The sequence below is a fragment of the Bartonella sp. P12B genome (assembly GCF_055796185.1).
On sequence record NZ_JBTTDI010000003.1, the window covers coordinates 101,102 to 122,581 of the forward strand.

Sequence of the window (21,480 nt, forward strand, 5' to 3'; positions counted from 1 at the left end):
AAATTATAAGTGATCTGATTGTTTGATAAGAAAGAAGTCCCTAAAGCGTTAACTGAAATATTGGTCATTTATTTTGTAAATTCAAAGACTTATAAATAGCTCTTGAATATTTTTTCATGTGTTAAAAGAAGTGTTATCCATTTTATCCATAATGCGCCTGATTTGTATCCTTACTCTGCGTAGGAGATATTCAGATTTTTAACTTTAAAATAGCACAAGAATACACCCTACTTTTTATCATCAACGATTTGCCAATTCTAAAGCACTTTGAAAAAGTAAACGACCATCAGTACCACCATGTGCCGATTCAATGAAGTTTTCAGGATGAGGCATCATACCAAGAATATTTCCAGCTTTATTGATGATACCGGCAATATCGTGAATTGAACCATTAGGATTTGTATTTTCTGCATAGCGAAAAACAATTTGTTTATTGTCTTCCATTTTTTTTAAAGTTTCATTGTCAACAAAATAGTTTCCATCATGATGAGCAACAGGACAACGAATGATCTGTCCTTTTGAATAGAGTCGAGAGAATCGCGTGTTGGCATTTGCTACTTCAAGCTTTATTTCACGACAAACAAATTTTAATGAAGCATTCCGCATTAAAGTGCCAGGCAACAATCCGGCTTCCAATAAAATTTGAAACCCATTACAGATACCGATTACTGTAACACCTTTTTTTGCTTTCTCATGAACAGCTTGCAAAACTGGTGTTCGCGCACCAATTGCACCACACCTTAGGTAGTCTCCATAAGAAAAACCACCAGGAATAACGATGACATCGACATCTGGAATTGTCGTGTCTGTTTGCCAAATTTTAAACGGTTCACTGCCTGTTATATAATGTAATGCAGCAATCATATCCCGATCGCGATTGAGTCCAGGTAACTGAATGATGGCAGTTTTCATGAAGAGCCCCCACTTAAAGAAGTTCTATAGTATAATTTTCAACAACAGTATTTGCTAGTAACTCTTCACACATCTTTTCAAGTTTTTCCTTTGCAGCCTCATAAGGCTGATCGTCAAACACGATATCAAAAATCTTTCCTTGACGAATGGAATGAATGCCTTTGAAATCTAAACTTTTTAAAGCACCGACAATTGCTTCTCCTTGTGGATCAAGAACGCTGTTTTTTAAAGTAACTGTAACGCGTGCTTTCATTTCTTATTTCCTATTTACAAAATTCCTCTCCTTCAAGAGGTGTATTGACCAATATTAACGAAAGGTGACATAATGCCACCTTGTTGTTTATTTTACTAAGACTGGACCACTTGGTCGTGGAGGTTCATTTTCATTGATGATACCAAGGCGTTTTGCAACCTCTTGATAAGCATTAATAAGCCCTCCCATATCACGCCGAAAACGATCTTTATCCATTTTTTCTCGTGTTTGCATATCCCATAGTCGAGCAGAATCAGGCGAGATTTCATCAGCAAGAACAATGCGCATTGCTTCATCTTCCCATAATCGACCAAACTCCATTTTAAAATCAATAAGTTGAATATTAACGCCTGCAAAAAGCCCAGAAAGAAAATCATTAATACGAATCGATAGTTGCATAATGTCTTCTATTTCTTGTGGAACAGCCCATCCAAAGGCAGTGATATGTTCTTCCGTTACCATTGGATCATCAAGAGAATCATTTTTATAGTAAAATTCTATGATGGATTGCGAAAGAGCAGTTCCTTCTTCTAATCCTAAACGCTTAGAAAGGGAGCCAGCAGCAACGTTACGAACAACGACCTCCAATGGAATAATTTCAACGGCTTTAATGAGTTGCTCGCGCATGTTTATACGCTTGATAAAATGCGTTGGAATACCCAAACGGCCAAGATGGCTAAAAATATATTCCGAAATGCGGTTATTTAAAACCCCTTTTCCGTCGATAATTTCATGCTTTTTTGCATTAAAGGCAGTTGCGTCATCTTTAAAAAATTGAATATAGGTCCCTGGTTCAGGTCCTTCATATAAAATTTTGGCCTTGCCTTCATAGATACGGTTGCGACGATTCATTATGATTCTCTATTATTTGAGAGGTTTTAATAATACTGAGAGATAGTATTATCCTAATTGGTGGAAATTCTCAATGATTGCTATAACACTTCTTATCATTTTTGTCATTGTGGCTCTGATCCCAAGAAGGAGTAAATTTCATGGATGGAGATAAAGTGAAAAGAATTCACTTCCTTAAATTAAATTTTTGCAAGAAAACGGGAGAGAACCATAAGTCCCTCCGGCCAAGGACCATGCCCAGACTCTTCATTAATGTGGCCAGATTGTCCCGCATCAACAAAGAGCGATCCCCAATCATTGGCAAGTTTTTCTGCTACTGAAAATTGACAAAATTCATCATTTTGACTGGCGATAACAACAGAGGGAAAAGATAATTTTTTGCAATGATAGGGACCAAATGTCATTAAATATTTGGGGCGTATTTTTTCATTGGTGACGTCTGGAGGTGCAACTAAAAAGGCACCACAAACTTTTTCTGCGTTTTGTTGCGTTGCATGAAGAGCTGTGGGAACTCCTAATGAGTGGGCAATAATCACAACGGGTTTTTCAGCTTGTGCAATGGCGATTTTAACTTCATTAACCCATTGTTTAAAAATAGGTTTTGACCAATGGTTTTGTTTAACGCGGCGGGCTGTAGACAATTTATTTTCCCACCGTGTTTGCCAATGATCAGAACCAGATCCTTTGTAGCCAGGAACAATAAGAATATCGAGTTGATTTGCTTTCATGAATTGTTTCCTTCATTACAACAGGTTTTACATCATCGCTGGAAAACAAGACGTTTATGTTTGTTTTTGTATTCACTTTTTATCATTTCCCAAAAACACGTCTAAAAATTGTGTTGATATGTTTGGTGTGGTAAGAAAGGTCAAATTTTTCACGAAGTTCTGCTTTACTTAAAGCTTTTGTCACATCTTTGTCGTTGAGTAATTCTTCTAAAAAATCTTTTCCTTGTTCCCAAACCTTCATCGCATTTCGTTGTACAATTCGATAAGAATCTTCCCGACTCATTCCAGCTTGCGTGAGTGCTAACAGGACGCGCTGTGAATGAACAAGTCCTCGAAATTTATTGAGATTTTTTTGCATATTCTCTGGATAGACAATTAAATTTTCAATGACAGATGTGAGTCTGGCAAGAGCAAAATCAAGGGTAATTGTAGCGTCTGGACCAATATACCGCTCGACAGAAGAATGAGAAATATCACGTTCATGCCAAAGTGCTACATTTTCCATTGCAGGTATTGAAAATGCACGCACCATACGCGCTAAACCCGTTAAATTTTCTGTTAGGACTGGATTACGTTTATGCGGCATAGCCGATGAGCCTTTTTGTCCAGGTGAGAAGTGTTCTTCTGCTTCAAGGACTTCGGTTCGTTGTAGATGCCGTATTTCAATGGCTAATCTTTCAATAGAGGAAGCAATAACACCAAGCGTTGCAAAAAACATGGCGTGACGATCGCGCGGAATAACTTGAGTAGAAACCGGTTCAGCACACATTCCGAAGGCTTTTGCTACGTGTTCTTCAACGCATGGGTCAATATTCGCAAAAGTTCCTACAGCTCCTGAAATAGCACAGGTAGAAATTTCTTCTCGTGCTGCAAGAAGACGTTTGCGACAACGAGAAAATTCAGCGTAGGCGAGGGCGAATTTAACACCAAATGTTGTTGGTTCCGCATGAATACCATGACTTCGTCCAATGGTGATTGTTTCTTTATGTTCAAAAGCACGTTTTTTTAATGCTTCAAGAAGTTGATCTATGTCTTTTAGTAAAAGGTCACTAGCACGCATCAATTGAATATTAAGCGTTGTATCTAGGACATCCGATGATGTCATCCCCTGATGAATAAAACGTGCTTCTGGTCCAATAAATTCAGCGAGATGTGTTAAAAATGCTATAACATCATGTTTTGTAATCGCCTCAATTTCATTAATGCGATTGACATCAAATTCGGCTGCTGTTCCCTTTTCCCAAATGATTTTTGCTGCTTCTTTTGGAATAATTCCTAGTTCAGCTAAGGCATCACAGGCATGTGCTTCAATTTCAAACCAAATACGATATTTCGTTTTTGGTGACCAAATTGTTACCATTTCAGAACGAGAGTAACGTGTTATCATAATTTTTCCTTATTGTAAGAGAAGTGCTGCTTGGCGCAATGCATTAATGCGTGTTTTATAAAGCTCTTTGTTTCCATTTTCATAAATTGCAGAGCCTGCAACAAATACGTTTGCACCAGCTTTTGCTGCTATCCCGATTGTATCAACTGTGATACCACCATCAACCTCAAGGTCAATAGGTCTGTTAGCAATCATGCTTCTAACACGTTTGATTTTATCTTGCATTTCTAGAATAAAACTTTGTCCGCCAAAGCCAGGATTGACGGTCATGATCAGAATAAGATCTATTTGATCAAGCAAATATTCAAGGATATATTCTGATGTACCTGGATTAATTGCAATGCCTGCTTTTTTCCCACTTTTTTTTATTATTTGCAGTGAACGATGAAGATGGCGACTTGCTTCAGCGTGAATGGTTATAATATCTGCACCCGCTTTTGCAAAAGACTCAAGATAAAGATCGACTGGTTCGATCATCAAATGAACATCAAATATTGCTTTGGTTAAGGGGCGTAGAGCCTTGACGACTTCAGGACCAAAAGTAATATTAGGAACAAAATGGCCATCCATGATATCAAGATGGAGCCAATCTGCACCGGCATCAACAACATCCAATATTTCCTGTCCAAGTTTGGAAAAATCAGAAGCTAAGAGTGAAGGTGAAATGAGTTGCAAATGGGGCATGAATGTCTCCTTAATTGACTGTTCTTATCATGTAGTTCTGTATACTAAAATAACTTTTGTGTTATGACGTAAAAGAAAAAATACGTGTAAGAGATATTTTTATGAAAAGAGCCTTTGAAATTTTAAAGCTGTATAAGTGAAAGACATGCAAAATCATACAACACATTTAATGCCTGAACTTCAATGTAATATGACTGTTTCTTCGCAAGAATATCGGGATGCTATGAGTCATTTCGCAGGGGCTGTGCATATTGTGACAACAGATGGCCTTAAGGGAAAGCGCGGGGTGACAGTTTCAGCATGTTGTTCTTTATCTGATGATCCCCCAACACTCCTTGTTTGCCTTAGGCGGCATAATCCTAAAAATCGATTATTTATAGAGAATGGAATCTTTTGTGTTAATAGTTTGGCAGGAAAACACCGTTTACTAGCAGATATTTTTTCTAGGCGTTACAACTGTATACAAAATGAACGTTTTGATAGAGCACAATGGGGTACTTTGCAGACTGGTGCTCCTAGCCTCTTAGACGCTTTAGCATCTTTTGATTGTCGTTTGATTTGTTGGCATGAACATGCAACGCATTGTATTTTAATTGGTGAAGTTGTTGCCGTCAATTGTAGTCAAGAAAAAGACGCTTTGATGTATTTGAATCGTGAATATCATACTCTTCTTTTGTAGGGATTTTTATTTTTTCATATGAGATGATTTGTTGTTGGTCCATTTGAGGCTGAGCTTAATGACGCGGTAAGATTATTTCTCATGACATTGAATGTCTGTGTTTTCCTTTTTTATAGGTTTATAGGGGTAACCAGAAAAGGAAAGTATAAAAAATGTCCTAATCAACAGTCGTGCTAACAGAGAGTGTATGCTATGCAAAAAAGTGGCTAAAGATTTGAATTATGATGACTTTAAACATATTTATAGGGTGCTATAAAAAGACATTTTACTCTTGTGTTGATGGTGGTTGCACAATATATAGACCTCACATACCATATACGGAGGTTTTTATGGCATGAGCGAAGAGGTTGATGATCAATATCGCCCTAGTGAAGATGAGCCTTTTATGAATGAACGGCAAAAGGCGTATTTTCGTGCTAAATTAGTTTCTTGGAAGAATGATATATTAAGAGAAGCTCGTGAGACTTTGGAAAATTTGCAGGAAGAGAATGTTGGTCAGCCTGATTTGACTGATAGAGCGTCTTGCGAAACTGATCGTACAATCGAATTACGTGCTCGTGATCGCCAGAGAAAACTCATTTTGAAAATAGATGCTGCTTTGGAGCGCATAGATAATGGGACTTATGGTTTTTGTGAGGAAACTGGAGAACCCATTAGTATAAAGCGTCTTGAGGCCCGACCAATTGCAGTTTTATCGTTGGAAGCACAAGAACGCCACGAGCGGCGGGAAAAAGTTTATCGTGATGATTAAAAGTCAACGAGGGTGATAAAAAAATGAAATACATGATAGTAAAATGTGTGTATTTTATTTTTTATGGGGAGGGATAAATAAAGATGGCTCCTGCCGTCCTTCAATTTCGGCGGTGATGGCTGAATCTTCCACGTTTTGATTCGTAAAAGAACGAGAGGTTTCCTTCTTCGTATGCTCTCTTTTTACGGAAAGAAATTCTTTTTCTGTAAGATCTAAAGGAAAATTGGCTTGTGTCGTTATTGATGTTGGCTGGATTCCTTTTTTTTGTATGAGAGATGGACTGGTGATATTGGATTCTACAACAATATCTGTGAATCCGCCAATAAGAAGCAGATGTTCTTTATCATCACAACGTATTAAAACAAGACGACGTGTACGATCGATAGCAATTGTATCACAGAGAGTTAGTCGTGGTGGGTGCTTTTTCCTCTTGATGCTGAGCTTTCCTCTCTTCAAACGGCGTAAAAAGAGGATGATTGTAGCAATAGCTATTATTGTTATTATACAAAACATAAAACTTATGGTTATGTTAGTGGCGGATTCACCTATTTGACTTGATAACCAGACATACATAGAATTTCTCCCATTTTAGAATGAAAATATTATTTTCTATTGAGATGTTTGTAAATACACCCTTAAAAGGTTCACTCATAATATAAAAACAAAGCTTTTAACATTGAGTGATTTTTTTTAGAAAGATATTATTGATATAGACTTCATAAAAATGATTATGGAGGCAATTTATGGCGTAAGCAACAGCAATCAAGGTAAACTGAGATGGATAAAGGTTTTGAGAAAAGTAAAAGATCATCATCTTTTTTTGTAGATCGAAGAGGTATGATTCTTAGCATTATTGTTATAATAGCTTTTCTTTTCATTATAGGTATTCTCAGTTTTTTTTATCCGCACAGCTATTTGCAAAAAACTGTGTTACTATCTTTTTGGGCTTTAGCGGTGATAGGGGTTGCTGCACTTGTTTTGAGTGGGATAGGGGTGTTAAGATACAATGCTGCGCAGTGGCATGATGAATTTGATCTTAGTATCTTCAATAATATTGATGATGCAATTATAGTTTCTGATTTATCAGGTGTTGTCCATTATTCTAATCAACGTTATCGAAAACTTCTTACCTATAAGCCTCAAGCTTCTTGTTATGTGGTTATTGCTGATCTTCCAGGAGCTGGTGCACTTTCATATCGCTTAAAGGTTGCAGCATGTAGTAATCTTGTAGCACAAGAAGAATTAAGGATAGAACGGTCGATCTTTACCTATCCTACACAAAAAAAAATCTTTTGGTATAATATCTCTGTTCAACCAATTACAAAACACAGAAAAAAACTTTTATTTTGGCGTATTGCTGATATTTCGCATTTAAAGGAATATCGTGAAGTTTTTTTCTCGGATCTTCAAGAAGCTATCAATCACTTAGATCAAGCTCCTGTTGGTTTTTTATCTGTTAATACACAAGGGATGATTGTTTATGCAAATGCGGTTTTTGCTGAATGGTTTTCAATTGATTTAGCAAATTTTACTGTTGGTCAATATAGTTTTGATCAATTGTTAAAGAGCGTTGGAGCGAATAGCGCATGGAATGATATTTGTTTGCAAAGCAACAAATATCAAAATTCAGGTTATTCTTTGCCTTATGCGTTTTCGTTATATTTAAATTCAGAGACTGCTGATAAGAAAATATTGAATTGTTTTATGTGTGCTTCTTCTCTCCTAGAGAATGAAGCTCTTTATCGTATTGTGATAATTCCACAACAAATACAAAAGAGAGAAAACGACGATCAATTAAAATTACCCAGTGCATTGTTAGAGTATTTTGATGCGAGTCCCTTTGCAATAGCTGTAGTGGATCAGAAAGGACAATCACTTCATATGAATAATGCCTTTTCGTTACTTATGGGATGTACGGGAAAAACTCTTAATTTTTATGATGTTATATCCAGTCGTGATCATGCGCAGTTAGAACGCGCATTGCAAAAAATTACAACAAGTAAAAATTATACAGCTCTGATAGAAACTATTTTGAAAAACAATGAAGAACGTCATGTGCGTCTCCATGTTATGTCTGTAAAGTTATCTTATGATGATGTCTTAAGAGATTTTGCCATTCTCTCTGTCATAGAAACGACAGAACAAAAAGTGCTTGAAGATAAAATGGTGCAAAGTCAGAAAATGCAAGCTGTTGGGCAATTGGCTGGCGGCATTGCTCATGATTTTAATAATGTGTTAACAGCAATTTTGATGTCATGCGATCTTCTTTTAAATACACATCGTAGTTCTGATCCAGCTCATGCTGATCTTATCAATATCAAAAATAATGCCAATCGCGCTGCTGCACTTGTGCAGCAATTGTTAGCTTTTTCTAGAAAGCAAACCCTTCGCCCTGAAAAGGTTGATTTTACAGAATTTTTATCAGATATGCGTAATCTTATTCTACCCCTTTTAGGAAATAACATTCAGTTAAAAATTATTCATGGTAGAGATTTGTGGAGTGTCGAAATCGATCAAGGGTCTTTCCAGCGTGTTATTATGAATTTAGTCATTAATGCGCGTGATGCCATGCCAGATGGAGGTTTTGTTACGATTGCAACAAAAAATATTACAAAACAACAGAGTGCTGAATTTGATCATGTTGGTTTTGGAATTGGTGAGTATGTGCAATTGACTATTTCAGATACAGGAACTGGTATATCTGCTGCTGCACAAGAAAAAATGTTTGAACCATTTTTTACAACAAAAGAAGTTGGAAAAGGAACAGGGCTTGGTTTATCAATGGTTTATGGAATTATCAAACAGACAGGTGGTTACATTTCCTGTGATAGCAAAGAAGGCGAAGGAACAGCATTTCATATCTTTCTTCCTCGTTATATTCCTAATATTTGCGATGAAATTTCCCCGCAGATTGAAAAAGTGAAAGAGCAAGAAAAAAATACAGATTTAACAGGATCTGCGACTGTTTTATTGGTTGAAGATGAAGATTCTGTCAGAATGGGTGGGGTAAGAGCGCTTCAAATGAGAGGGTATACTGTTTTAGAAGCAGCAAGTGGGGTGGAAGCCCTTGCTGTTCTTGAAGAAAACAAAGGTGCTGTTGATATCATTGTTTCCGATGTAGTAATGCCAGAAATGGATGGTCCTACTTTGCTCAAAGAGTCGCGTAAAAAATATCCTGATATCAAATTTATTTTTGTTTCTGGATATACGAAAGATGCTTTCACTAAAAATCTTCCACAAGATGCTGTTTTTAGTTTTTTATCTAAGCCTTTTACACTCAAACAGTTGGCTCTAACAGTTAAAGAGACACTCGAACAATAAAATGAAAACTTATCTAATAGAAAAATTGTTTATTTTAAGATTTTTTAGATAAAAGTTAGAGATTCTTAAAAGGATAATCATGATAATTTTTAGAAAGAATTACTTAAAAGAGTAATTAAATACTTGTAATTATACACCTCAAGAAAGCTATTGCATAGATTTTATACAAAATTATTCATGAAACAAAGGATTTCATTCCATCAAGATCTTTATAATGTTTAAGAAGAATAAATTAACGGTAATATTGAAGTGAGCTGGTTGGCAGAATCAAAAGGATAAAAGCTGTTGTTGAAGATCTAGCATTTTATCGTTTCCTTTAATGAAGGCTTTTAAAGCCGCGGGATAGAGTTTATGTTCCACTTTAAGAACTCTTTGGGCTAAGCTATCAGCGGTATCATTTGGACAGACGGGAACAGCTGCTTGAGCAAGAATCTCTCCTGCGTCCATGTCTTCTGTAACAAGATGAACAGTGCAACCAGTGATTTTAACGCCTGCTTGTAAAACTCTTTCATGTGTATTTAAACCTTTAAATGAAGGTAAAAGAGAAGGATGAATGTTTAAAATTCGTCTCTCATAAAGTTTTACAAATTGCGGTGAGATGAGGCGCATATAACCAGCAAAGCAGAGTAAATCCGGTTGATATTGGGCTAAAACCGCAAAGATAGATTCTTCATGTGCTTCCCTAGTAGGGTAACTTTTGCGATCAATAACATGAATAGACAAGTTATTATGATAAGCTTTTTCAATACCAGCAGCATGAGGCTTATCACAAATAACTGCAACGATTTCAGCAGGGTATTCCTTTTGTTTACAGGCTTTAGCAAGAGCAACCATATTGGATCCGTTGCCAGAAATAAACACAACAATTTGTTTTTTCATAAATGAAGTACACCTTTGTAGAATATTCCTTTATCTTGGCTTTTTGTTAAAATGCCAAGAAGGGTAACTGTTTCTCCTTGCATTTCAAGCGCTTGTATAACTTTTTCAACTGCATATTGTGCTACGATAATAACCATGCCAATACCGCAATTGAATGTTCGTAGCATTTCTACTTCCTCTATTTTTCCTTGTTTGGCAATCCATGAAAAGATAGGCGGAACATTAATGACAGAAAGATTAATTTCAGCGCACAGAGAAGAAGGAAGTATTCGTGGAATATTTTCAGGAAAGCCCCCTCCTGTAATATGAGCAAGTGCTTTTATTCCTTCATGATTTCGCATGATAGGAAGAAGAGATTTTACATAAATGCGTGTTGGTGTGAGCAATGCGGTACCAACGCTGATTTGAGGATTAAAAGGAGCAGGATCTTCCCATTTTAGATTGCTTTGTTGAATGATTCGTCTTACCAGAGAAAAACCGTTGGAATGAACTCCAGATGAGTTAAGTCCTAAGATAATATCGCCTTCCGTAATGTCTTTTGAAGGGAGTAATGCACTACGTTCGCATGCTCCTACAGCAAAACCTGCTAAATCATAGTCTCCCTCTGCATACATATCTGGCATTTCTGCCGTTTCTCCGCCAATAAGAGCTGCACCTGCTTGTTTACATCCTTCCGCAATTCCGGAAACAATTGCAGTACCTTGTTCAGGGTTAAGTTTACCAGTTGCAAAATAATCGAGAAAGAAGAGAGGTTCGGCACCTTGTACCAGTAAATCATTGACACACATAGCAACGAGATCAATGCCCACAGTGTTATCAATACCGGTTTCAATGGCAATTTTTAATTTTGTTCCTACACCATCATTGGCTGCTACGAGAATGGGATCTGTGAAGCCTGCCGCTTTTAGATCAAAGAGACCACCAAAGCCACCAATTTCGGCATCAGCTCCTGCTCGTTTTGTTGAGCGTATGAAGGGTTTAATTTTTTCTACCATGACATTACCCATATCGATGTTTACACCGGCTTTTGCGTAGGTGAGACGACATTTGGACTCATCATTTATGATATCTTGATTGCTCATTGGAGCTTTCCTTCTGAAAATCAGGTTTTGACGTTATGTAAAGCCATGATAGAGTTATCCCTACAAGAGATATTGATTATTTACCATTTAAGAGAAAATAAGCAACTCTTCTTGAGACCCATGTTGAAGAAGTTTATAATCTTTGTGAAGAGTTTTTTTTAGGATATTTTATGAGCAAGATATCAGATAATCATGGACAGTCTTCTTGGCAGTTAATGAAAAAGAAAGTTAGTAAGAATGGTTCCCATGATCGTTATAAGGCTTATGTGCCGGCTTATACTCAAATGCCGTTGCCGAATAATATGAAAAAACAAGTTTTTTTCTGGCTTGGTACGCTGGTTTTTTTTATTCTTTTTATGTTTATTTTTGGATCTATTTTGCTTCCTTTCGTAGCAGGAATTGTCTTAGCTTACTTTCTTAATCCTATCGTTCAATTGTTTGAAAAAATTGGTATTCGTCGTGTTTTTGGCACTATTCTTATTACCTTGTTTATCATTGTTGTTTTTGTTGCCGCTTTAATCATTTTAATTCCTATTATCAGTTGGCAAATACAGCAGTTCATGAGTGATGGTCTGCCTGTTTATATTAATCGGATTCAAACGTTTTTCGTTGAGCATGATTTTGATTGGGTTAGACGCTATTTTGGTAGCGATCCACATGAATTACAGAGTAATATTAAAGGGCTTTTGGGAAAAAGTTCTGATTTTATTACCTCTCTGTTAAATTCACTTTTGAAGTCAGGAAAATCTATCGTTAATCTTGTTAGTCTGTTTATTGTGGCTCCTGTGGTGACATTTTACATGTTATTAGATTGGCCGCGTATGGTTACAGCAATTGATTCGTTGATACCACGAGATCATCTTGAAACCGTTCGCAGTATTTTTTATGAAATGGATAGAGCGATCGCTGGTTTTGTTCGTGGACAAGGAACAGTTTGTTTAATATTGGGAGGGTATTATGCTATTGGTCTAAGTATCACAGGGCTTAATTTTGGTCTTTTGATTGGTATGTTTATTGGTCTTATCAGCTTTGTTCCTTATATCGGTACAATGAGTGGTTTTCTGCTTTCAGTTGGTGTTGCATGGGTTCAGTTTTATCCGGATAATTGGGTATGGATTATCGTTGTTATAGTTCTCTTTTTAATTGGACAATTTATTGAAGGCTCCATTCTTCAACCAAAACTTGTGGGTTCATCAGTGGGGCTTCATCCTGTGTGGTTGATGTTTGCACTTTTTGCTTTCTCTTCACTTTTTGGTTTCACTGGTATGCTTGTTGCTGTTCCTGCGGCAGCGGCTGTTGGCGTTTTAGTTCGTTTTGCTCTTCATACTTACCGTAACTCTCAGTTGTATTCACGAAGTGGAAATTCGGAGTCATTAGAATGAATGGGCATGAGACGCAATTACCCTTAAACTTTTCTTATAATTCGGTTTTCCATGATTTAGTGGTGACAGAAAGCAATCGTATGGCTTTTGAACTCATTGATCATTGGCCAAACTGGATCTTACCTATCGCAGTTTTGGTTGGAAAGGAAGGATCTGGAAAAACCCATTTTTCTAGTATATGGGCGCAAAAAGCTGAAGCTTTAACGATTCCCCGTAATGAAATTGATCAGGCTATTGCAGTAGCTTCTTCAGGAAGATCTTTTTTAGTTGAGGATATTGATGCTGGTGAAATTAGTGAGACAGGGCTTTTTCACTTGATTAATAGTATTAAGCAAGCAAATCTTGATGCACGTCATGCTACTTTGTTGATAACTGCATGTACAGTTCCTTCTGTGTGGGATTTAAAGTTAAAGGATCTAAAAAGTCGCCTTAATTCTGTTATGTTAGTTACCATTAATCAGCCTGATGATGCATTGTTAACAGCTGTTGCTTTTAAACTTTTTTCTGATAGGCAGATTATCGTTCATCCAGATGCTGTTTACTATCTTGTAAGTCGTTGTGAACGTTCTTTATCTTCATTAAAGCGTGTGATTGATTCTGTTGATCAGTTAGCATTACAGAGAAAAAGTAAAATAACGCGGGCTGTTATTGGTGAAGTTCTTAATATGCAAATGCAGTAAATACTTTGAGCGTGATACAAATTATTTAATAAGAAGTGCTTGTGTTCTATTGTAATTATAGCGTGCAGATAGAAAATTCATGATTTTAGTTTTTAGCTTTTTAGGCATTCGTCGCGAATAAATAAACATATGTTTTCATTTTGCTCCTTTTTTGCATGATGCACCTTTCTATAATGTGCTTAATACACATTATTTTATAGTTATAGAGAAGAGTTCAATGTTTGTTGACCTTAGAGTGAATTCTTTCTCTTGTGGATATCCTTTTCTTATTTTTGCAATAAATTGGTCATTTAGAGGAAAAAAAATTAAAAAAGCTTGTTCTCTGTAAAGAAAAATAACAAAATTAAATAAAAATGTGTTTTTCTCTTGCACTTCTGTTATGAAAATTTTAGGGAATATGCATTGAATCAATGTAAATGGCGGAGCGTAGCGCAGCTTGGTAGCGCACCTGATTTGGGATCAGGGGGTCGTAGGTTCGAATCCTATCGCTCCGACCATATTTTGTGGTTTTATTATATTAAGAAATCACCCAATTGGGTGCCTGTGGTGGAGAAATTATCATTCAAGCATTGTGTGTTCTGAAGGAAAGTTATCATGATCGCACGTATTTATAGTCCTGCGAAGACAGCGATGCAGTCAGGCAGAAGGAATGTTGGTTTTTGGATTTTGCAATATGAGCCGTTACAGGCAAAAATGCGTGAACCTCTTATGGGGTATACGGCGACATCTGATATGAAGAATCAGATAAGAATCCGATTTAATAGCAAAGAAGAGGCAGTTTCTTTTGCGCGTAAGAATTCTATTCCTTATCGTGTAGAAAGAGCACAGAAGCCGATTCGGCGTGCTATTTCTTATTCTGATAATTTTCGCAGCGATAGGCAGCAATCTTGGACGCATTGAGTGAAAGATGCTATTTTGGATTGAGAAAATGATCAATTGGTCCCGTAGCTCAGCTGGATAGAGCAACGGCCTTCTAAGCCGTGGGTCACAGGTTCGAATCCTGTCGGGATCACCATATCTCAGGACAATCAAATAAAAATTGGGAAATCTTTCTTCTTTTAATTTTATTGATTTATTTTTCATTGTTCTGAGTATTTTTGTAATTTTTTATAAGCTTCTTAGGATAGAAAAACGCTGTGCTATTTTCTGTTCAGTTAAGAAGACACTTTCATTTTAAAACTAATAGTACTTAAAATAACTGTGTGTAGTGCTGGTTATCTTCCAATTCATGACTGTTTTAATTTTTCTACATTGCATGTTTTATAAAGTGAGTTGCTAAAATTAGCTCTAATGGGCTTAGTGTACTTTATTACAGGAGAAAGTTTCATCTCTAATAGAATCAGGTTTAGAGGATGATTCCCATTAAAAAAATCAAAAGGAAAACAACAATTTTGTTTTCAATGAATGATGTTATTAATTAAATTTTTCTAGATCATATCCTCATGATACAAATATCTTCAGATACACTTTAAATACCTTTTAATGCTAGTATTTATTAATCTCTTCTTTAGCTATGGTTGAAGTTTTCTGCGTTAAAAAATTTTAGTAGGTTTATATTAGAAGCAGAATTTTTGTTCGAAAGAGTATTATAGCTCCTACTTCCCATGCCGTATTAAGATTTTTGATAATGACTTAAATGATCTTCTCAATTGGTTGGTCTATGTATTGCTTATGGATTCCATATAAAGTTATAAACATGAAAACTCTTTATATTTATTTTGAGTATCGCAAATTTAAATTGGATTAAAGCAGCATTCTCGCTGGCGAGTCTTCGTCGTTAATTAAGATAGAAAGATACCGATTTGTTACGTTTTTCTTGATAAGAAACAATATCTTTTTTCGATACAAAATGCTGTTTATCGGATGCTTAATTTTTTAGATAGTGTATCGTTATTTTCAAATATTTTTCTTGTTTTCTCTCTTTTTTCTTTATAATTTTTCAGCCGATTCTGTTGGGTGTTTTATATTGAAAGGCTAACAGCCTTTTTCAGTTACACGTTAAAAATATTATGCAAATAAGATATATAAATCCACGAGCTTCAAAGTAACCATTGCTTATTTTTAAATTTCATTAGGAATGTGGTGCGAATACAGGCATTCAGCTTTTATTGGAATTTTTTCTTTTAATCTTTATTGTAAAATAGCTATATTATAACCTTGTATTCAAAGATTTTGGCTAAAAGTTTGCTCTCCAACGAAAGATTCAATGAGTATGTGGATCATATCAGGTGATGATGAAAGAAAAGCAGTTTCTTATTTTAAAATTATTTAGAATAAAGCTTCTGAGTTATTAAACTGTAAAATTGTCGGTATGTTTGCTAGAAACATGAATAGTCATTTTATAATATGATTTAGCAAAATTCAAAGAATTATTAAAAATCATGTTACCAATACCTGTGCTTTATAAACATAGGCTCTGAAATCCTTTTATCTGCATGCCTCTTACTGAAAATAGAAAGACAACTAATAGCTTAATAGAGATATAAAGTCATGGTGGGCGTGACAGGGATTGAACCTGTGACCCCTACGATGTCAACGTAGTGCTCTCCCGCTGAGCTACACGCCCATTCAATGATGTTGCATACAACACATAGAATTACAAACGTCAATGCCTAATTTAATTTTCTAATGAAATAGGCATGAATAATTTGGAAAAGTGCATTTTAAGCAGCTATAAGTATCTTTTCAACCTCATTCACGAGTTCACGTAAATGAAACGGTTTAGACAGTACTTTTGCATCAGGAGGTGCATCGCTGTTTGAATTAAGGGCAACAGCTGCAAATCCTGTAATAAACATTACTCGTAAATCAGGATCAATTTCGGTAGCGCGTCGTGCTAGTTCAATTCCATCCATTTCTGGCATTACAATATCAGTAAGCAAAAGCGAAAACGGTTCTTCTTGTAGACGTTCATATGCGCTAGCACCATTATCGAAATCGGCGACTTCATAGCCTGCACGTTCTAAGGCTTTTGCCAAAAAGCGACGCATATCATTATCATCTTCTGCGAGCAGGATTCGTTTCATGATTATGTTCCAATGGCTCCATTCGTCATAGTTTTTTGCCACATCAATTATACAATAGCGGATATTTATAAAAAAGATGATAAAATGCTTATAATTGGAATGAATGGCAAAATGGTTAATTCTTATATTCTTGTCAATAATACAGCGTATTAGTTGTTAGTTCGTTAAATTCGAAATGTATGTCACATTGAAAGAGAAAAGCAGTATCGGAATATTTAAAACGTAATTAATGGCAGTTTCTTTTTGCTTTTTCTATTCTCAACACAGTTTCATTAAAGAAATTACGAAATACACACTTGAAAAATTGCCTAGCTAGGGCAGTCAGAACAATGTTATATTAATTACTATTTTTGAAAAGGTATAAAACAGAGCAGAGTTTTTCTTATTATTTTTTTCCGTATACTTTGAGTTGTCATTTGTAAACGTATAAGATTTATTTATAGAGTATTTTCTTTAAATCGATAAAATCACTATTTTCTGATGATATAATATAATAACCTTTATTATCAAATAATAATATAAATATATTTTTGCTATTTTATTTAATAATATATTCTATTGTATTAATACTATTTTTTAGTATTTTAATTGTTTGTAAAATAATATTAATTTTCTACGATTGTTAAAATACATTGGAAGTAACCGTTTTATTTTTTTATTAAAAGTATAAATTGTTTTAAGTTTTTATAGAACAAAAAATATTGTAAAAAGGCCTTTTATATAACAAAGAAATAATCTTAAATCTGTATTTTTACTTAAAAACCAATATATTTACTCTCATAGAATTCAATTATGGTTTTATTAAGAAATATTATCTTATAGCCATGCTATTGGGAATAAATGCATCAAATGCAGCCCAAAATTGTTTTTTGTAACTTTCTTTATACATGATTGTATCAAGTTCAGCACCTGTAATGGTTATACTCTCTGTCAGGCGTGTGTGTTGGCATAATTGTCGCACTTCAATATTATTGATAATATTGTTTTGATTAGCGAGAATAAACAGTGTGGGAATTTGTAAATGTCCATGAAGTACACTTTTTTTAATAGAATCAATTGTGTTAAGTGCTGATGCCATCCATTGAGATGTTGGAGTTTTGATGAGGGGGATGTGTGTTTTTTTTTCCTGCTTTAATTGCATATTTGCTTGTTTTGTTTGTTTTAGTTTTTTCCCACCTTTAGCTGGTAAGAAACCAAGACCTATATCAGAAAGAAGTTGTGTTAATTTATGTTGAAAGCCATTTACCTTATTGCCAAACGGAGCAAAAAGAGGCGATACGCAAAGCATTCTATTAAATTGATGATTAATAAGATCCAGTCCGCCAAGTGCTATCAATCCACCCATACCATAGGTTAGCATATAGTAAGGTGGTGGACAATCAGAATAAACAATATTTTTAAGAAATTCATATAAATCTTTGAGATCATTGTTAATATCAAAATAATGATGACGATTCTGTTTTCTCGTCCTGAATTGCGATTTTTCTTGACCATACCAATTAAATATTGCTGCATGAAAACCGCGTTTAGAAATTTCATTCATTGGTGAAAAATATTCTTCTAAAGTAGAAGCATAGCTTTCAAGAATAACAACAGTTCCTTTGGATTTTTTCATTTCAGGATACATTATTGCAAAACGAATTTCTCGATCAATGGCTGTCTTAAGATAATTATTATGGATATTAGAAGAAAAGTGATTCCAGTTTGTCGAGTAAAGAGGTGTTTCCAATTGAAAACCTTTACAGTGTATTTTTGCAACTTAATGCGAAATATGAGAACGAAAGGATTGATGTTTATATAATGATGAAGAAGAGTTAAGAAACGGTTATGTTACTTTAATATAATATGTTTTACGAATTCAAGCTCAAAAGAGTTGACAGAGGAGAGAGCAATTCCCAGATAAATAGTGTGGTCGCCATTCTGGGACTGCTGGTTTACAGTTAGGTTTGCTATTTGGGAACTTTGTAAATCAATTCACTATAGTCGCTCTAAAGGAGGGCAATATTATGCGTCAAGTAGATTTTTCACCATTTTATCGTTCAACAGTAGGTTTTGACCATCTTTTGAATTGGTTTGATTCTAGAACACAACCAGATGACATTTCTTCTTATCCACCCTATAATATTGAGCGTTTAACTGAAGATTCTTATAGAATTTCTATGGCGGTTGCTGGTTTTTCTCAAGATGAAATCGATATAGAAACGCATTGCAATCAATTGATTGTTAAGGGTGAGAGAAAGCCGGACAATGATGATAAAGAACGGGAATTTCTTTATAGAGGCATTGCTTCACGTGCTTTTGAGCGGCGTTTTCATTTGGCTGATCATGTTAAGGTTATTGGAGCAGAGCTTGGTGATGGACTTCTTCATATTCAGCTTAAAAGAGAAATGCCGGCCGAACTAAAACCAAAAAAAATAACTGTGAAGACACTCTCTGCTATGAAAAATGATAACAACCATGGTATGCGTAAAGAGAGTGTAGAAGTTGAGAAAACTGAATGATTATCAATATCTTAGGATAGTAAGTTAACGCGAGATAAAAGTCTCGCGTTTTTTATATTTTTTTATTGAAAAGAAGATTTTTTTGAATAATTTTTTATCAATTGATAATTCATTGTAAACTAAGACAGTAGAGTAAATTTTTGAAATTTCATATCTGTATAAAAATAATAATTATAGTTTGATATGAAGTTTTGTCCTACATAGGATCAAGGGAAAAATTGGGTAGGAATATGTAATAATTTGTTGTTTTTATGCATATTTTTTACCATTAAATAAGTTGTTGATGAAATTGCATTTTTGTACATAAAAATTAAAAAAGTAGAATATTTTGTAAAACTTTTAAAAAAGTGAAATAAATATAAGTAAGCTCATTCCAAAACAAGCCAAAAACAATAGAAATATCCGATTATAACATTAGTAAGTTGTTTTTATAACGTACATATTTTAAATATTAATAATATTTTTGATGTAATTATTCTTAATAAATAATGTATTATTTGTTTTATATAAAAAATAATTAATTACTATAAAAACATTAAATATTTATTTGTACATATTTATATAATTTATTGTATCTATTAATATTTTTTATATGTATTTATTTTAAACTGTGTTATGCAATCACAATTGCTATTATTATAGATAGCATATTTATGTAAGTCATTTTATTTACAATCAGTTATCAGTATTTATTCAGACTTGTCAGAGAAAAACATAAAGGGGAATTCTATTGAAGGTTCAATTATTTTGGGATCAGTACGTCAACCATCGTTAACAAGGACTTTAGCTGATTATCTATTGACGCGGGAAATGTTGATACATTGGGTTGATTTACGTGAACAGTCCTTGCCGATTACTGATCCAGACTATCATCATTGTGTAGAGGATAATCCAAGTCTTGCGGTACGTCAGTTTATTAAGACAATCGCGGAGGCTGATGGTATCATTCTCGCCAGCCCTCTTTATCAAGGGTCTTATTCGGGTGTTTTAAAAAATGCTATTGATAATTTGGCTTATGATGCTTTTTAAATAAACCTGTTGGGATTATCTCTCATGGTAGTACAACCCAAAAATGCGCACAACCGTGTGAGCATTTAGTGCCAGTGGTGCGTACACTTTATGGGCACACGCTACAATGTCAAGTCGCTTCAGCCAAAGAGGATTTTACATCGGATGATGAAGGTCGTACATGGAAAGTTATAAGTGAAGAGGTGCAAACACGTTGTGAGCGGCTTGCTGATGAAATGTACGTATTTTTGTGAGCCAAAAGGGGGGGATGATAAAAAATGATGCAATATCGTTATTTAATGTTAGATAGTACGGAGCTGCTTATTTCCCTAGTGTCAAGTCTTTAAAGCTACAAGAAGTGATTATTGTAGTACGTTTTCTATCTCATTGATATTAGCTTGAGGTATTGTAAAAAAATATCCGTGTGTACCGTTGGATTATTATTTTACAGCTTCATGGGCACAGTTTTTAGAAGCTGTGAGATGCAATGGTATAGGCTAAAATATTGCATATTATGGATTTATTCGTTTGCCCATACATTTTTTACAAGTTTTGATGAAGCAATTGGCTCTTTTGGTTAAGCCACCGTGTATTCTTTATGTTTTTGGTCGTAACGCTAATAACAAGATGATTGTTGCGTGTGCGTGCAAAAATAAGGCTGATTTAATGTTAGTTAAATTAGGACGAAAAACGGCACCAAATGGCTAGCGGTGGCTTACCTATCAGGAGGTAAGAAATAGGTATTTTACACAATGAAAGGTCGTATGAATGAATTAAAATTGTGATTATTTAAGATGGTGAAGTGGATTAGGATTTTTTTTGTATATTCTTTTTAAGCATAAATACTTGTTATGAAAAGAGTAATATCAAAATCGGTCAAGCTCTTTCTATGGTTCAGTTGATGGGGGAATGCATGAGATTGAATAAGGATTAGTCAAAAAAATCATAATTAGTATGCTTATTAAAGTAAAAACTGTGTAAGACATAATTTAAGTTGATAAAGTCAGCGAGTAAAAAATAAGATCATATAATGAAGAAGCAGAAGTTATAGAAGAGTTATGCGATGAGAAATTAAATATTAAAAAAGGAAAAATTATTGATACGCTGAAAGCGCAATTGGTGTTGATGCATTTGATTCAAATGCATATTTTTCTGATCTACTTTAAAAGAGCGGGTGTCTAAGCTTTTGCTGTACCAGATGCTATGGTGGTTATCCGTAATGCGGCCAAAGAAGTTGCCGTAAATAAAAAATAAGTGGTGTGTTTTCTTGAATTTTAAGATAGATGAATGCAAATCAATAAGACAATTATTTATCGTATGTAATTTGAAACAAAGAAATTTGTAGCTGACGTAAT

At 34.8% G+C, this 21,480-nt stretch carries 21 protein-coding genes and 3 tRNA genes; 12 read left to right on the forward strand and 12 right to left on the reverse strand.

Translation table 11 applies throughout. The features are described 5' to 3' along the window. Positions 1-240: 240 nt before the first annotated feature. From purQ to rpe, 6 genes are all read right to left on the reverse strand, one after another. The gene (purQ, locus tag AC0QT1_RS03100) at positions 241-912 is read right to left on the reverse strand and encodes a phosphoribosylformylglycinamidine synthase subunit PurQ (protein WP_473201621.1); all 672 of its coding nucleotides are present in this window, start codon (positions 910-912) and stop codon (positions 241-243) included. Positions 913-925: 13 nt separating this feature from the next. Beyond that, entirely contained in the window at positions 926-1,165 is a 240-nt protein-coding gene (gene purS / locus AC0QT1_RS03105; RefSeq protein WP_473200529.1) for a phosphoribosylformylglycinamidine synthase subunit PurS, read from the reverse strand. Positions 1,166-1,252: 87 nt separating this feature from the next. Continuing rightward, entirely contained in the window at positions 1,253-2,017 is a 765-nt protein-coding gene (gene purC / locus AC0QT1_RS03110) for a phosphoribosylaminoimidazolesuccinocarboxamide synthase (RefSeq protein WP_473200528.1), read from the reverse strand. Positions 2,018-2,196: 179 nt separating this feature from the next. Next, a complete protein-coding gene (locus AC0QT1_RS03115) occupies positions 2,197-2,745 on the reverse strand; it encodes an RBBP9/YdeN family alpha/beta hydrolase (protein WP_473200527.1) in 549 nt (182 codons plus the stop codon). A gap of 82 nt (positions 2,746-2,827) precedes the next feature. Then, entirely contained in the window at positions 2,828-4,132 is a 1,305-nt protein-coding gene (purB, locus tag AC0QT1_RS03120) for an adenylosuccinate lyase (RefSeq protein ID WP_473201622.1), read from the reverse strand. A gap of 9 nt (positions 4,133-4,141) precedes the next feature. Further along, positions 4,142-4,816 carry a ribulose-phosphate 3-epimerase gene (gene rpe, locus AC0QT1_RS03125; RefSeq protein ID WP_473201623.1) on the reverse strand — a complete coding sequence of 225 codons (675 nt, stop codon included), beginning with the start codon at positions 4,814-4,816 and terminating at the stop codon, positions 4,142-4,144. A gap of 145 nt (positions 4,817-4,961) precedes the next feature. Here rpe and AC0QT1_RS03130 point away from each other — a divergent pair, with 145 nt between their 5' ends. Continuing rightward, positions 4,962-5,495, forward strand: coding sequence for a flavin reductase (locus AC0QT1_RS03130; RefSeq protein ID WP_473201624.1), 534 nt, complete (start codon positions 4,962-4,964; stop codon positions 5,493-5,495). 334 nt (positions 5,496-5,829) lie between these two features. Next, the gene (gene dksA / locus AC0QT1_RS03135) at positions 5,830-6,246 is read left to right on the forward strand and encodes an RNA polymerase-binding protein DksA (protein WP_473200523.1); all 417 of its coding nucleotides are present in this window, start codon (positions 5,830-5,832) and stop codon (positions 6,244-6,246) included. 54 nt (positions 6,247-6,300) lie between these two features. On the opposite strand, the gene AC0QT1_RS03140 is transcribed toward dksA, so the two are convergent. After that, entirely contained in the window at positions 6,301-6,819 is a 519-nt protein-coding gene (locus tag AC0QT1_RS03140) for a flagellar biosynthetic protein FliO (protein WP_473201625.1), read from the reverse strand. 204 nt (positions 6,820-7,023) lie between these two features. On the opposite strand from AC0QT1_RS03140, the gene AC0QT1_RS03145 reads away from it, so the two are divergent. Next, positions 7,024-9,567 carry an ATP-binding protein gene (locus tag AC0QT1_RS03145; protein WP_473200521.1) on the forward strand — a complete coding sequence of 848 codons (2,544 nt, stop codon included), beginning with the start codon at positions 7,024-7,026 and terminating at the stop codon, positions 9,565-9,567. A gap of 267 nt (positions 9,568-9,834) precedes the next feature. Here the strand turns inward: AC0QT1_RS03145 and purN are convergent, their stop codons facing one another. After that, entirely contained in the window at positions 9,835-10,446 is a 612-nt protein-coding gene (gene purN / locus AC0QT1_RS03150) for a phosphoribosylglycinamide formyltransferase (RefSeq protein WP_473200520.1), read from the reverse strand. Next, positions 10,443-11,528: a phosphoribosylformylglycinamidine cyclo-ligase gene (gene purM / locus AC0QT1_RS03155; RefSeq protein WP_473200519.1), complete on the reverse strand. Its 1,086-nt coding sequence runs from the start codon at positions 11,526-11,528 to the stop codon at positions 10,443-10,445. Before purM ends, purN begins: the two co-directional genes overlap by 4 nt. Positions 11,529-11,698: 170 nt before the next feature. Between purM and AC0QT1_RS03160 the strand changes: the two genes are divergently transcribed. From AC0QT1_RS03160 to AC0QT1_RS03180, 5 genes are all read left to right on the forward strand, one after another. After that, positions 11,699-12,910 (forward strand): AI-2E family transporter, encoded by a 1,212-nt coding sequence (locus AC0QT1_RS03160; protein WP_473200518.1) that lies wholly within the window; start codon positions 11,699-11,701, stop codon positions 12,908-12,910. Beyond that, the gene (gene hdaA / locus AC0QT1_RS03165; RefSeq protein WP_473200517.1) at positions 12,907-13,590 is read left to right on the forward strand and encodes a DnaA regulatory inactivator HdaA; all 684 of its coding nucleotides are present in this window, start codon (positions 12,907-12,909) and stop codon (positions 13,588-13,590) included. The genes AC0QT1_RS03160 and hdaA overlap by 4 nt, the downstream gene beginning before the upstream one ends. 420 nt (positions 13,591-14,010) lie before the next feature. After that, a tRNA-Pro gene (locus tag AC0QT1_RS03170) sits at positions 14,011-14,087 on the forward strand. A 97-nt stretch (positions 14,088-14,184) separates the two neighbouring features. Further along, positions 14,185-14,490, forward strand: coding sequence for an ETC complex I subunit (locus AC0QT1_RS03175; protein WP_473200516.1), 306 nt, complete (start codon positions 14,185-14,187; stop codon positions 14,488-14,490). A gap of 38 nt (positions 14,491-14,528) precedes the next feature. Further along, positions 14,529-14,605 (forward strand) — tRNA-Arg (locus AC0QT1_RS03180). Positions 14,606-16,081: 1,476 nt separating this feature from the next. Here AC0QT1_RS03180 and AC0QT1_RS03185 read toward each other — a convergent pair. From AC0QT1_RS03185 to AC0QT1_RS03195, 3 genes are all read right to left on the reverse strand, one after another. Further along, positions 16,082-16,156 (reverse strand) — tRNA-Val (locus tag AC0QT1_RS03185). A gap of 97 nt (positions 16,157-16,253) precedes the next feature. Continuing rightward, positions 16,254-16,616, reverse strand: a complete 363-nt coding sequence (cpdR, locus tag AC0QT1_RS03190; protein ID WP_004858948.1) for a cell cycle two-component system response regulator CpdR — start codon at positions 16,614-16,616, stop codon at positions 16,254-16,256. Positions 16,617-17,427: 811 nt separating this feature from the next. Next, the gene (locus AC0QT1_RS03195) at positions 17,428-18,345 is read right to left on the reverse strand and encodes an alpha/beta fold hydrolase (protein WP_473200515.1); all 918 of its coding nucleotides are present in this window, start codon (positions 18,343-18,345) and stop codon (positions 17,428-17,430) included. A 277-nt stretch (positions 18,346-18,622) separates the two neighbouring features. Between AC0QT1_RS03195 and AC0QT1_RS03200 the strand changes: the two genes are divergently transcribed. The 4 genes from AC0QT1_RS03200 (at position 18,623) to AC0QT1_RS03215 (ending at position 20,833) form a co-directional block, all read left to right on the forward strand. Next, positions 18,623-19,117, forward strand: a complete 495-nt coding sequence (locus AC0QT1_RS03200; protein WP_473200514.1) for an Hsp20 family protein — start codon at positions 18,623-18,625, stop codon at positions 19,115-19,117. Between the two features lie 747 nt (positions 19,118-19,864). Then, positions 19,865-20,146: an NADPH-dependent FMN reductase gene (locus AC0QT1_RS03205; protein ID WP_473201626.1), complete on the forward strand. Its 282-nt coding sequence runs from the start codon at positions 19,865-19,867 to the stop codon at positions 20,144-20,146. Positions 20,147-20,223: 77 nt separating this feature from the next. Then, positions 20,224-20,379 carry a hypothetical protein gene (locus AC0QT1_RS03210; RefSeq protein ID WP_473200512.1) on the forward strand — a complete coding sequence of 52 codons (156 nt, stop codon included), beginning with the start codon at positions 20,224-20,226 and terminating at the stop codon, positions 20,377-20,379. A 274-nt stretch (positions 20,380-20,653) separates the two neighbouring features. Further along, entirely contained in the window at positions 20,654-20,833 is a 180-nt protein-coding gene (locus AC0QT1_RS03215; RefSeq protein ID WP_473200511.1) for a hypothetical protein, read from the forward strand. Positions 20,834-21,480 lie beyond the last annotated feature (647 nt).

What these genes read in the sequence shown, in the direction of transcription:
- AC0QT1_RS03175 (WP_473200516.1), top strand. Translation starts at nt 14,185, where the DNA reads ATGATCGCACGTATTTATAGTCCTGCGAAGACAGCGATGCAGTCAGGC.
- purN (WP_473200520.1), bottom strand. Translation starts at nt 10,446, where the DNA reads ATGAAAAAACAAATTGTTGTGTTTATTTCTGGCAACGGATCCAATATG.
- AC0QT1_RS03145 (WP_473200521.1), top strand. Translation starts at nt 7,024, where the DNA reads ATGGATAAAGGTTTTGAGAAAAGTAAAAGATCATCATCTTTTTTTGTA.
- rpe (WP_473201623.1), bottom strand. Translation starts at nt 4,816, where the DNA reads ATGCCCCATTTGCAACTCATTTCACCTTCACTCTTAGCTTCTGATTTT.
- hdaA (WP_473200517.1), top strand. Translation starts at nt 12,907, where the DNA reads ATGAATGGGCATGAGACGCAATTACCCTTAAACTTTTCTTATAATTCG.
- AC0QT1_RS03115 (WP_473200527.1), bottom strand. Translation starts at nt 2,745, where the DNA reads ATGAAAGCAAATCAACTCGATATTCTTATTGTTCCTGGCTACAAAGGA.
- AC0QT1_RS03200 (WP_473200514.1), top strand. Translation starts at nt 18,623, where the DNA reads ATGCGTCAAGTAGATTTTTCACCATTTTATCGTTCAACAGTAGGTTTT.
- purS (WP_473200529.1), bottom strand. Translation starts at nt 1,165, where the DNA reads ATGAAAGCACGCGTTACAGTTACTTTAAAAAACAGCGTTCTTGATCCA.
- purM (WP_473200519.1), bottom strand. Translation starts at nt 11,528, where the DNA reads ATGAGCAATCAAGATATCATAAATGATGAGTCCAAATGTCGTCTCACC.
- AC0QT1_RS03140 (WP_473201625.1), bottom strand. Translation starts at nt 6,819, where the DNA reads ATGTATGTCTGGTTATCAAGTCAAATAGGTGAATCCGCCACTAACATA.
- purC (WP_473200528.1), bottom strand. Translation starts at nt 2,017, where the DNA reads ATGAATCGTCGCAACCGTATCTATGAAGGCAAGGCCAAAATTTTATAT.
- AC0QT1_RS03130 (WP_473201624.1), top strand. Translation starts at nt 4,962, where the DNA reads ATGCAAAATCATACAACACATTTAATGCCTGAACTTCAATGTAATATG.
- dksA (WP_473200523.1), top strand. Translation starts at nt 5,830, where the DNA reads ATGAGCGAAGAGGTTGATGATCAATATCGCCCTAGTGAAGATGAGCCT.
- purB (WP_473201622.1), bottom strand. Translation starts at nt 4,132, where the DNA reads ATGATAACACGTTACTCTCGTTCTGAAATGGTAACAATTTGGTCACCA.
- AC0QT1_RS03160 (WP_473200518.1), top strand. Translation starts at nt 11,699, where the DNA reads ATGAGCAAGATATCAGATAATCATGGACAGTCTTCTTGGCAGTTAATG.
- purQ (WP_473201621.1), bottom strand. Translation starts at nt 912, where the DNA reads ATGAAAACTGCCATCATTCAGTTACCTGGACTCAATCGCGATCGGGAT.
- cpdR (WP_004858948.1), bottom strand. Translation starts at nt 16,616, where the DNA reads ATGAAACGAATCCTGCTCGCAGAAGATGATAATGATATGCGTCGCTTT.